This window comes from Actinomadura sp. BRA 177 (assembly GCF_013372625.1).
GTDB lineage: Bacteria > Actinomycetota > Actinomycetes > Streptosporangiales > Streptosporangiaceae > Spirillospora.
In genome coordinates, this window is the sequence record NZ_JABXFD010000650.1 from 29,141 (window position 1) to 40,091 (window position 10,951).

At 71.6% G+C, this 10,951-nt stretch carries 10 protein-coding genes; 7 read left to right on the plus strand and 3 right to left on the minus strand.

Annotated features, from left to right (window positions below; all coding sequences use genetic code 11):
- Positions 1 to 43: 43 nt before the first annotated feature.
- From HUX53_RS36230 to HUX53_RS36240, 3 genes are read left to right on the plus strand one after another with little or no spacing between them, the layout of a single operon-like run.
- The gene (locus tag HUX53_RS36230; RefSeq protein WP_309237601.1) at positions 44 to 682 is read left to right on the plus strand and encodes an AIM24 family protein; all 639 of its coding nucleotides are present in this window, start codon (positions 44 to 46) and stop codon (positions 680 to 682) included.
- Positions 682 to 1,335: an AIM24 family protein gene (locus tag HUX53_RS36235; RefSeq protein ID WP_176407788.1), complete on the plus strand. Its 654-nt coding sequence runs from the start codon at positions 682 to 684 to the stop codon at positions 1,333 to 1,335. Before HUX53_RS36230 ends, HUX53_RS36235 begins: the two co-directional genes overlap by 1 nt.
- A gap of 3 nt (positions 1,336 to 1,338) precedes the next feature.
- Complete coding sequence (locus HUX53_RS36240) at positions 1,339 to 2,100, plus strand: AIM24 family protein (protein WP_176407789.1); 762 nt, start codon at positions 1,339 to 1,341, stop codon at positions 2,098 to 2,100.
- Between the two features lie 50 nt (positions 2,101 to 2,150).
- Here the strand turns inward: HUX53_RS36240 and HUX53_RS36245 are convergent, their stop codons facing one another.
- Entirely contained in the window at positions 2,151 to 2,948 is a 798-nt protein-coding gene (locus tag HUX53_RS36245) for a VOC family protein (protein WP_176407790.1), read from the minus strand.
- 267 nt (positions 2,949 to 3,215) lie between these two features.
- On the opposite strand from HUX53_RS36245, the gene HUX53_RS36250 reads away from it, so the two are divergent.
- From HUX53_RS36250 to HUX53_RS36260, 3 genes are all read left to right on the plus strand, one after another.
- On the plus strand, positions 3,216 to 4,814 hold the full coding sequence (locus tag HUX53_RS36250; RefSeq protein ID WP_176407791.1) for an ABC-F family ATP-binding cassette domain-containing protein: 1,599 nt from the start codon (positions 3,216 to 3,218) through the stop codon (positions 4,812 to 4,814).
- Positions 4,815 to 4,930: 116 nt separating this feature from the next.
- Positions 4,931 to 5,143 (plus strand): helix-turn-helix domain-containing protein, encoded by a 213-nt coding sequence (locus HUX53_RS36255; RefSeq protein ID WP_021596738.1) that lies wholly within the window; start codon positions 4,931 to 4,933, stop codon positions 5,141 to 5,143.
- Positions 5,144 to 5,295: 152 nt separating this feature from the next.
- Positions 5,296 to 6,090 carry an enoyl-CoA hydratase/isomerase family protein gene (locus HUX53_RS36260; RefSeq protein WP_176407792.1) on the plus strand — a complete coding sequence of 265 codons (795 nt, stop codon included), beginning with the start codon at positions 5,296 to 5,298 and terminating at the stop codon, positions 6,088 to 6,090.
- A gap of 374 nt (positions 6,091 to 6,464) precedes the next feature.
- On the opposite strand, the gene HUX53_RS36265 is transcribed toward HUX53_RS36260, so the two are convergent.
- Positions 6,465 to 8,075, minus strand: coding sequence for a CocE/NonD family hydrolase (locus tag HUX53_RS36265; protein WP_176407793.1), 1,611 nt, complete (start codon positions 8,073 to 8,075; stop codon positions 6,465 to 6,467).
- 220 nt (positions 8,076 to 8,295) lie between these two features.
- On the opposite strand from HUX53_RS36265, the gene HUX53_RS36270 reads away from it, so the two are divergent.
- A complete protein-coding gene (locus HUX53_RS36270; protein WP_176407800.1) occupies positions 8,296 to 10,236 on the plus strand; it encodes an ABC transporter ATP-binding protein in 1,941 nt (646 codons plus the stop codon).
- Positions 10,237 to 10,242: 6 nt separating this feature from the next.
- Here the strand turns inward: HUX53_RS36270 and HUX53_RS36275 are convergent.
- The coding region (locus tag HUX53_RS36275) for a sulfotransferase (RefSeq protein ID WP_176407794.1) at positions 10,243 to 10,951 on the minus strand (709 nt) is incomplete at its 5' end.

A 10,951-nucleotide genomic window follows, 5' to 3' on the forward strand; every position in this document is an offset into this window, starting at 1 on the left:
GCGAGCGGGACCGGCAACGCGCCGGGCTGTATCTTCTCGCTTCGTGGCGCAATTTCGAATGAACGGCTCGAAGATGCTCGCCGTCGACCTCGGCGGCGAGACCATCAGAGCGCTGAACGGGGCCATGGTCGCCTACGAGGGCGAGATGGCGTTCAAACGGCAGGGCATGACGGGCGGCGAGGGGCTGCGGGGCGCCCTCAAGCGGCGGATCGCCGGCGAGGGCATGACGCTCATGGAGATCACCGGGCACGGCACGGTGTACCTGGCGAGCGAGGCGACGGAGGTCACGCTCATCCAGCTCACCGGCGACACCCTGTTCGTCGAGTCGGAGAGCCTGCTGGCCCTCGACGGGAACCTGCAGACCGGCGTCCAGTTCGTCGGCCTGCGGGGCATGGGCACCGGCCAGGGCCTCGCCACCACCAAGGTGGACGGGCACGGCACGGTCGCGGTCCTGTCCGAGGGCCCGGCCATCGCGCTGGAGGTGACCCCGCAGACGCCGCTGTGCGTCGACCCGCACGCGTACGTGTGCCATCACGGGCAGCTCCAGCAGGACGTGGTCACCGACGTCAACTGGCGGACGGTGATCGGCCAGGGATCGGGGGAGAGCGTGCAGTTCCGGTATCAGGGACATGGGCTGGTCTACGTCCAGCCCGCCGAGCGCGGCGGAATTCTGGAGATCTGATGCCCGGATACCAGTCGATCAACTCCAAGATGCTCCAGGTGCCGATCGGGCCGGGGCAGGAGGTCTACAGCAAGCGCGGCGCGATGCTCGCCTACACCGGGCCCGTGTCGTTCGCCCCGACCGCCACCGCCGGGCAGGGCATCGGCGGCACGCTCGGGCGCGCCGTCGCCGGCGAGCGCAGCGCGATGATGCACGTCACCGGGCAGGGCAGCGTCATGTTCGGGCACCGCGGGCTGGAGGTCACCGTCATCGACCTGACCGGCGCCGACACCCTGTACGCCGAGGCCGACCGGCTCCTCGTCCACGACGCGGCCCTGCAGGTCGGGACGATGTTCATGGGCGAGCAGGGCGGCGTCCGCGGCATCGTCCGCGGCGCGGTCTCCGGGCAGGGCCTGTTCACCACGACGCTCACCGGGCACGGCTCGTGCGCGCTGCTGTCGCACGGCGGCGTGATGGAGATGCCGATCACCCCGCAGCGTCCCGTCCACGTCGACCCGCAGGCGTACGTGGCCCACCGCGGCCAGGTGCAGAACCGGCTCACCACGGCCGTCGGGCTGCGCGAGATGATCGGACGCGGCTCCGGCGAGGGCTTCCAGCTGGAGCTGAGCGGCTCCGGCGTCGTCTACGTCCAGGCCAGCGAGAGGAAGATCTGACCCGTGACCAGTTTCGGCACGCGGACCTGGAACCCGCACACGCTCCCGTCCAACGACAACGTCAACCCCTACGCCTTCAGCGTCGACCTCAACGGGCAGTGGTTCGCGCAGAAGGGCAAGATGATCGCCTACTACGGGCAGATCAGGTTCGAGGCGCTGTCGGCGGGGCCGCTGGACTCCCTCGTCGCGCACACGTTCAACTCCCCGCTGTACGCCCAGGACTGGATCGTCGCGCAGGGGCAGGGCAAGCTCGTCCTCGCCGACCGCGGCTTCGACGTCAACTCCTTCGACCTGGAGAACGGCAACCTCACCGTCCGGGCCGGGAACCTGCTCGCCTTCGAGCCGGGCCTGGAGCTGAAGCAGTCGATCATCCCGGGGTTCCTCACGCTGATCGGCACGGGACGGTTCGTGGCGGCCTCCAACGGCCCCGTCCACTTCGTCGAGCCGCCGATCCGGGTCGACCCGCAGGCGCTGCTCGGCTGGGCCGACTGCCCGTCCCCCTGCCACCACTACGACCACTCCTACATGCGCGGGGCGTTCGGCACCGCCCGGATGGTGTTCGGGATCGGCGGCCAGTCCGGCGAGGAGCACCAGTTCGACTTCACCGGCCAGGGCACCGTGATGATGCAGTCGTCGGAGGCCGTGATGAACGAGGACGTCCTGCTGCGCGACCTGGAGGGCCAGATCGGCCTCGTCGGCACGTCCGGGCTCCAGCGGCTGCACCAGACGATCGGGCAGCGCCTCGCCGCCGAGCGGCAGGGCTGACAGGGCCGACTTTCGGGGGCCCGGCACCCGGCCGGGCCCCCGAAGACCGGTCACGGCGCGGGCTCGGGCGCCGGCTTCATCACGCGCAGCGGCACCCTGAACGGGTCGCGGACGGCGGCCGACCGGCCGTACGGGCTGTCGGCCGGCTCGGAGTCGACCGTGCCGCCGCCCGCCCGCACCTTCCGGACCGCCGCGTCGGCGTCGTCGACCGCGAAGTACGTCGTCCAGGACGGGACCTCGGCGGAGCCCCCGCCGACCACGACGCCGGAGCCGCCGAGGATCCCGCCGATGTACCGGCCGTCGCCCGCCCGCCGCAGGACGAGGTAGTCCATGTCGCCCGGCATCGGCTCCGTCTCGTAGCCGAACACGGCCCGGTAGAACTCGCCGGCGGCCGCGGAGTCGGGCGTGGCCAGCTCGTTCCACACGAACGATCCGGGGGCGTTCACGATCCGGGATCCGGGGTGCGCGCCGCCCTGCCAGAGCCCGAACTGGCCGCCCTGCGGGTCCTTCAGGATCGCCAGGCGGCCCTGGTCCATCACGTCCATGGGCGGGACGACGACCTCACCGCCCGCGCCCGTGGCCCGGTCGATCACCCGGTCGCAGTCGGCGGCGGCGAAATAGACGCTCCACCAGTACTCGTCCGGCTGGTCGCCGGGGTTCTGCATCATCCCGGCGACGGGCTCGCCGCGCAGCATGCACATGTTGTAGTGGCCCCCTTCGGGGCCCGTGTCCTGGAACTGCCAGCCGAGCAGCGTCCCGTAGAACGTCTTCGCCCGGTCGAGGTCCGGGACGCCGATGTCGAGCCAGTTCGGCGTCCCGTCCGGCACGTTCCCCGTGACCTGGGTCATCCGGCCCACCCTCCTTCGTGCCGGGACCACCGGCCCCGGTGCCGTTCGCGCCGCACGCCACCACCCTCATACTGGCCCCCGCCGGCCCGTTCACACATGCCTTCCGGACGAGTTCCGCCCGGCACCCCGGCGGTCGCGTACACTGGCCGGATGGTTCCGCTCCCGAACTGACAGTGCGCCCGGCGCGCCCACGGTCTCCGAGGACCGCGCGGCGCGCCGTTTCGTGCGCCTGTCCACCGAGCCGTCCGTCAGGGGAGCCCTGTCACTGTGATCATCGCGAAAGACATCGAGCTGCGCGCCGGACCCCGGCTGCTCATCGAGACTGCCACGTTCCGGGTCAACCCCGGCGACCGGGTCGGCTTCGTCGGGCGCAACGGCGCCGGCAAGACCACCCTCACCAGGGTGCTGGCCGGGGAGGCGCAGCCCGCGCAGGGCGCCGTGACGTCCTCCGGCACGATCGGCTACCTGCCGCAGGACCCGCGCGGCGTCGACCTCGACGAGCTGGCCCGCGACCGGATCCTGTCCGCGCGCGGGCTGGACGAGGTGATCCGCAAGCTGCGCGCCGCCGAGGACGCCATGGCGACCGCGACGGGCGCCGACCGCGACAAGGCCGTCCGCCGCTACGGGCGCCTCGAAGAGCGCCTGCACGTCCTCGGCGGCTACAGCGCGGAGGCCGAGGCGGCGTCGATCGCCTCCAGCCTCGGCCTGCCCGACCGGGTGATGACCCAGCCGCTCGGGACGCTGTCGGGCGGCCAGCGCCGCCGGGTGGAGCTGGCCCGCATCCTGTTCTCCGGCGCCGACACGCTGCTGCTGGACGAGCCGACCAACCACCTGGACGCCGACTCGATCGTGTGGCTCCGCGACTTCCTGAAGGGCCACCAGGGCGGCCTCGTCGTGATCAGCCACGACGTGGAGCTGCTGGACGCGGTCGTCAACCGGGTGTTCCACCTGGACGCCAACCGCAGCGTGATCGACATCTACAACGTCGGCTGGAAGAAGTACCTCGACCAGCGCGAGACCGACGAGCGGCGCCGCAAGCGCGAGTCGGCCAACGCGCACCGGCAGGCGTCCGCGCTGCTGTCGCAGGCCGACAAGATGCGCGCCAAGGCGACCAAGGCGAAGGCGGCGCAGCAGATGGACCGGCGGGCCCGGCAGCTGCTGTCCGGCGTGGAGGGCGAGCGGCAGGCCGACAAGGTGGCCAAGATCCGCTTCCCGGAGCCGGCGCCGTGCGGCAAGACCCCCCTCACCGCGGAGGGTTTGTCGAAATCGTACGGATCTTTGGAGATTTTCACCGACGTGGACCTGGCCGTCGACCGGGGCAGCCGCGTCGTCGTCCTCGGCCTGAACGGCGCCGGCAAGACCACGCTGCTGCGCCTGCTGGGCGGCGTCGACAAGCCCGACACCGGCTCGGTGGTGCCCGGTCACGGCCTGCGGATCGGCTACTACGCGCAGGAGCACGAGACCCTGGACGTCGGCCGCTCCGTCCTGGAGAACATGCAGTCGGCGGCGCCCGGCATGGCGCCCGTCGAGGTCCGCAAGATCCTCGGCTCGTTCCTGTTCTCCGGCGACGACGTCGACAAGCCCGCGGGCGTCCTGTCCGGCGGCGAGAAGACCCGGCTGGCACTGGCGATGCTCGTGGTGTCGAGCGCGAACGTGCTGCTGCTGGACGAGCCCACGAACAACCTCGATCCGGCCAGCCGCGAGGAGATCCTCGGCGCCCTGCGGACGTTCGCCGGGGCCATCGTCCTGGTGACCCACGACGAGGGCGCGGTCGAGGCGCTCGCACCGGAAAGAGTGATTTTGCTGCCGGATGGTGTGGAAGACATCTGGAGTGACGAGTTTGCCGATCTGGTGGCGCTCGCGTGACCTGCGAGGTGACTTCCGCAGATCTTTTCTGGCCGAGTGGGTAGCCGAACAGCCGGGAATGACTGATCATGGCGGGGGATAACGCAGCGGTCACCACATCACTACGGGAGGTACTCGTGGCCGAGACCCTCAAGAAGGGCACCCGCGTGACCGGTGCCGAGCGCGACAAGCTGGCGGCGGACCTGAAGAAGAGGTACGACTCCGGCGAGAGCATCCGCGCCCTGGCAGCCGCCACCGGCCGCTCGTACGGTTTCATCCACCGGATTCTGACCGAGTCCGGCGTCAACCTGCGCGGTCGCGGTGGCGCGACCCGGGGCAAGAAGTCCTGACCGGACCCCTGCCCCCGGATGAGCGCACCGCCTGATCCGGCGCCGCGGCCGGCCGAGTAGGGTTCGGTCGCGGCGGCGGACCGGGCGAGCGGGTCCCGTCCCGTGGACGGCGGGGCGGGCCCGCATAAAATGCTCATCGAGAGGAAAGACCAGTGGGGGACGCGACAACGGCGGGACGGCCGGAAACGGCCAGCCCGGACCTCGGGAAGGCCGGGCTGCGGCTGGAGGTGGACGGCGCGGTCGCGACCGTCACCCTGGACCGGCCCGAGCGGCGCAACGCCATGACGTTCGACACATGGCGGGGCCTGGCCGCGATCGGGCGCTCCCTGCCCGCGGACGTGCGCGTCGTCGTGCTGCGCGGCGAGGGCAAGTGCTTCTCGGCGGGCATCGACCTCGGCATGTTCTCCGGTGACGGCGAGGGCTTCAGCGACGGCTCGGACGCCGCGGCCACCGACCGCTTCATCGCCGAGCTGCAGGAGGGCTACACCTGGCTGCGGCGCCCCGACATCGTCACGGTCGCGGCCGTGCACGGGCACGCCATCGGCGGCGGGTTCCAGCTCGCGCTGGCCTGCGACATCCGCGTCGCGGCCGACGACGCCAGGTTCTGCATGAAGGAGCCCGCGCTCGGGCTCGTCCCCGACCTGACCGGCACCAAGCCGCTGGTGGAGATCGTCGGCATCGGGCGGGCGCTGGAGCTGTGCCTGACCGCGCGGACGGTCCTCGCCGACGAGGCGGCCCGGCTCGGCATCGCCGAGATCGTCGTCCCGCGCGACGGCCTGGACGGCGCCGTCCGCGACCTGGTGGCGTCGCTGCTCGCGGTGAACCCCGGCGCGGCCGTCGCGACCAAGCGGCTGCTGTGGGAGGCCGCCGAGAACACCCTTGAGGAGCAGTGCGCCGCCGAGCGCCGCGAGCAGATCGGCCGCCTCCGCGAGATGTTCGGCAACTGACCGTACAGGGGTGGGCCGGAGGCCCCCGGCCCACCCCTGAGAGGGCTACTTGAGCGAATGCCGTCTCAACCTCGACCTCCCGGCACGCTCTCGCCTTGACGTGCTCCCCTAGCCCAGGAGCCGGAGACTCGGCCTGAGTCGCACCTTGAGGGGCGACACTTCCGCGGCTTCCTGTTTCACCGGGGTTCCGCCACGGCGAACCGTGGTCTTACATCCCCTCCGCAGGCGTTTAACGTCTCCGCCTCCCCCGAGTTGTGGTCGAGAGTTTCCGTCCAGCGGCGACTGTCACGCTGTGTCCGTCGTGACGCTTCGGAGCTTCCGGAGTCACCCTTCGCCCCGCACGTCGAACACGTTAGCGATACAGCGTTCCGTCGTCAACTAGACACGGATTGTATATATCGGTTGGCCATTCTCAAAGATTGCTCGTCGGTGTTGACATGGGCGCCCATGCGACGGGTGTCGGTGCCGTAGTCGACCAGCAGCGCCGTCAGGTACGGCGACCGGCCGTCGAGCGAGGCACGCAGCGAGACCGACGGGATGCCGTCGACCCGGACGGCGCTGGGCAGCGGCCCGGTCAGGTAGGCGAGCCGGTTCGGGTCCGCCTGGTCCTCGTTGACGAGGAGCTGCTCGGCGGTGCGGGTCTTGCCCGCGTCCACGAACGACTGCGTCTCACCGTGCCGGGGCCAGAGGCCGAGCGCGCCGGGCTGCCCGGACGGCCCGGCGTTCAGGCTCAGCGGGACGGTACGGGTGCCGGGGACGGGCCAGTCCCGCGCCGTCTCCCATGTCCCGTCCGCGTGCTGGACGTCGACGCGCGGCTCGTGCTCGATCCCGTTGCGGATGCCGTAGAGGTACCGGTCGAACCAGTGCAGCGTCTGCCGCAGCCACTCCTCGACCCGCCACCGGAACGGCGTCGAGTGGTTGCCCTGGTGCAGCCACAGCTTGAGCGGGACGCCGGTCTTCTTGAGGGCGTTCCACCACTGCACCGAGTTCTTGATCTTGACGTTCCAGTCGTTGAGCCCGTGCACGACCATGACGGCGGCGCGCACCTTCCGCGCCTGGCCGACGTAGTCGCGCTCGACCCAGACCTTGGAGTAGTCGCCGGTCTCGCGGTCCTGCGCCGCCTCGATCCCGTCGATGACCTGCTCGCAGACCTCGGGGTTCTCGCGGGTCAGCACCGCCTTGGCCAGGACGTCCAGGTCCTCGCCCTGGTAGCCGCCGGGCGCGACCACGCCGCCGCCCGCGCGGTAGTAGTCGTACCAGCTGGAGATCCCGGCGATCGGGACGATGGCCTTCAGCCCCTCGACGCCGGTGGCGGCGGCCATGTTCGGCAGCGTCCCGTCGTAGGACTGGCCGATCATGCCGACGTTGCCGGTGGACCAGGACGCCTTCACCGGCGTCCCGTCCGGCGCCCAGCCGCGGGCGCGGCCGTTCAGCCAGTCCACCGCGGCCTTGGCGCCCGCCTGCTCGCTGCGGTCCCCGGACGTGGGGCAGCCGGTCGAGCCGCCCGTCCCGATGCTGTCGAGGTCGGCGACCGCGTACCCGCGCGGCAGGAAGTAGTTGTCGTAGTACCCGGGGAAGATCTCGGCGAGGTTGCGCGCCGAGCTCGTCAGCGCGTGCCGCTGCGCGTCGCCGATGTCGACGGGATGGTTCGGGACGTTGTTGATGCCGGCCCAGTACGGGCTCGGCTCCAGGATCGTCGGGACCTTCAGCCCGGCGGTGTCGGTCTCCTTGGGGCGCATGATCCGCATCTGCACGCGGTCCCGCACGCCGTCGCGGTCGCTGTCGGCCGTGGTCTCGATGTTGACGGTCTGGGTGACGGCGTCGGCACGGGAGAACACCGGCTGCGTCTCGCCGTCCTTCACGGTTACCTGGGGGGTGCCGTCCCTTGTGGGGACGTCCGCCGCCGCGGGGAGCGCGGTCGTGGCGAGCAGCGCGGCCGTGACGGTGATCACGCCGATGCCGCCGCCGGGGAGGCGTCGTTTCATCTGTGGGCTCCTGGGGGGGTGTGAGCCTGGGAATGTTGATCACGGTCGCACCGGCGCCACGGGTTGTCCAGAGCCGTGCACGCCGTGATTACGCCGTGAGCGGAGCGGGGAAGCCCGGCGGGCGGGGCGGCGTTGTGCGGGCCGGATACTGAGATGCTTACTTGATTACGCCGATGACGATGATGTCGGCGGCAGGGACCCTCCGGAGGCAGATGTGGGGATGCCAGGCAACGGCTGGCAGGTGATGGCCTCGTTCCGCAAGGACAGCTCCGTCACCCAGCAGAAGCTCAAGCCCGGCACCGTCGGGCGGATCGCGGGGTACGCCCGTCCCTACGTCCGCGAGCTGGTGATCTTCCTCGCGCTGAACTCGCTGGCCGCGGTGATCGTCGTCGCGAACCCGCTGCTGCTGAAGTCGATCATCGACAGCGGCATCGTGCCCGGCCGGCAGGACGTCGTGATCTGGCTCGCCGTCGCGGTCGCGGGGCTCGCGTTCGTGGAGGCGGTGCTCGGCCTCGCGCAGCGCTGGTTCTCGGCGCGCATCGGCGAGGGGCTGATCTACGACCTGCGCAGCCAGGTCTTCGCGCACGTCCAGCGGCAGCCGGTCGCGTTCTTCATGCGGGCGCAGACGGGCTCGCTCGTCAGCCGCCTCAACAACGACGTGATCGGCGCGCAGCGCGCCCTCACCACCACGCTGTCGTCGGTGGTGTCCAACGTGATCAGCCTGCTCCTGGTGCTGGCCACGATGCTGTTCCTGTCGTGGCAGGTGACGCTGATCGCGCTGCTGCTGCTCCCGATCTTCATCCTGCCGGCCAAGTGGGTCGGCAAGCGCCTGCAGCGCGTCAGCCGCGAGCAGATGGTGCTGGACGCCGAGATGGGCTCGCTGATGACCGAGCGGTTCAACGTCGCCGGCGCGATGCTCGCCAAGCTGTACGGGCGGCCCGCCGAGGAGGAGGAGAACTTCTCCGGCCGCGCCGCCCGCGTCCGCGACGTCGGGATCATCGCCGCCATGTACGGGCGGGTGTTCTTCACCGCGCTGACGCTGGTCGCGGCGCTCGCCACCGCCATGGTCTACGGCGTCGGCGGCGTCCTCGCCGTCAACGGCACCCTCCAGCTCGGCACGCTCGTCGCCCTCGCGACCCTGCTGACCCGGATGTACGGGCCGCTGACCGCGCTGTCGAACGTCCACGTGGACGTCATGACGGCGCTCGTCAGCTTCGACCGGGTCTTCGAGGTGCTCGACCTCAAGCCGCTGATCCGCGACCGCGACGACGCCCGCACGCTCGGCGAGGAGCGCACGCCGTCCACGAGCCTGACGAAGGCCCCGTCGATCGAGTTCGACCACGTCCGGTTCGCCTACCCTGCGGCGGACGAGGTGTCGCTGGCCTCGCTGGAGTCGATCGCCCGCACCGACACCTCGCCCGGCCGGGAAGTCCTGCACGACGTCGACTTCAAGGCCGGGCCGGGGCAGCTCGTCGCGCTCGTCGGGCCGTCCGGGGCGGGCAAGTCGACGATCACGCACCTGGTGTCGCGGCTGTACGACGTGTCCGGCGGCGCCATCCGCGTCGGCGGCGCCGACGTCCGCGACGTGACCCTGGAGTCGCTGCGCGCCGAGATCGGCGTCGTCAGCCAGGACGCGCACCTGTTCCACGACTCGATCCGCGAGAACATGCGCTACGCGCGCCCGGACGCGACCGACGAGGAGATCCTGGCGGCCGTGGACGCGGCGCACATCGGCGACCTCGTCGCCGAGATGCCCGACGGCCTCGACACCGTCGTCGGCGACCGCGGCTACCGCCTGTCGGGCGGCGAGAAGCAGCGCCTCGCGATCGCGCGGCTGCTGCTCAAGGCGCCGTCCGTCGTCGTGCTGGACGAGGCGACCGCGCACCTGGACTCGGAGTCCGAGGCGGCCGTGCAGCGGGCGCTGCGCACCGCCCTCGCCGGCCGGACGTCGCTGGTGATCGCGCACCGGCTGTCCACGATCCGCGAGGCCGACCAGATCCTGGTGGTCGACGGCGGCCGGGTCGCCGAGCGCGGCCGGCACGAGGAGCTGCTGCTGGCGGGCGGCCTGTACGCCGAGCTGTACCGCCCCCAGTTCTCGCACCAGCGGGACGGGGAGTGGCGGGACGGGGAGCGGCGGGCCGAGCCGCTCGGCGCCGAGTAGCGCCGCTCAGGGGCCGGTCTGGTAGCCGAGCCGCCGCAGCTCGGGGCCGGCGACCTTCTCGACCTGCGCGGCCTGCCGCGGGGTGAGCCGGTCGCGCCACGACCCGACCCCGCCGTCGCTCGCCTCGCCGACCCGGACCAGGCCCGAGAACGCCGTCTTCGGGATCGGCGCGTCGAGGTACTCCGCCAGGCCGGCGGCGACGTTGCGCGGCCGCGCCACCAGTTCCTCGTACCGGACGGTGAGCAGCTGCTCCTCGGGGACCTGCTGCCGCAGCTTCGCGCTGAGCCGCACCGAGCCGCGCCAGCGCAGCGCGCACTTCACGGCGGTCGCCGCGCGCGGCCAGCGGTTGCGGTCGGTGTGGTCCTCCACGCCGAAGAACGGGTTCGGGAACACCGTGTCGAGGTTGGCCAGGCCCGGCTTGAACCAGGCGAGGCAGCGCTCGTCGTCCAGCATGTCGGCGACGGCGTCGCGGCCGTCCCGGATCACCTGGACGAGCTGGGCGTCGGGGAAGGCGTCCAGCAGCACGTCGGCGCTGTAGAGCAGGTCGGGGGAGGCGTCGGCGAACCGGGCGAGCCCCTGCGGGTCCACACACGGCTTGGGCAGCTCGCCCTCGGGCACCCGGCGGCCGGGCGGGACGGGCCGGCGCCCGGTGCCCCGGCTCTTTGACCCCACTGGCGCTGCCGACCAAAGGGACAACGCACACACCCGCACGCCC

Bases quoted from the DNA above. Each gene is read 5' to 3' on its own strand.
- HUX53_RS36235 (WP_176407788.1), top strand. From the start codon at position 682: ATGCCCGGATACCAGTCGATCAACTCCAAGATGCTCCAGGTGCCGATC.
- HUX53_RS36245 (WP_176407790.1), bottom strand. From the start codon at position 2,948: ATGACCCAGGTCACGGGGAACGTGCCGGACGGGACGCCGAACTGGCTC.
- HUX53_RS36265 (WP_176407793.1), bottom strand. From the start codon at position 8,075: ATGAAACGACGCCTCCCCGGCGGCGGCATCGGCGTGATCACCGTCACG.
- HUX53_RS36270 (WP_176407800.1), top strand. From the start codon at position 8,296: ATGCCAGGCAACGGCTGGCAGGTGATGGCCTCGTTCCGCAAGGACAGC.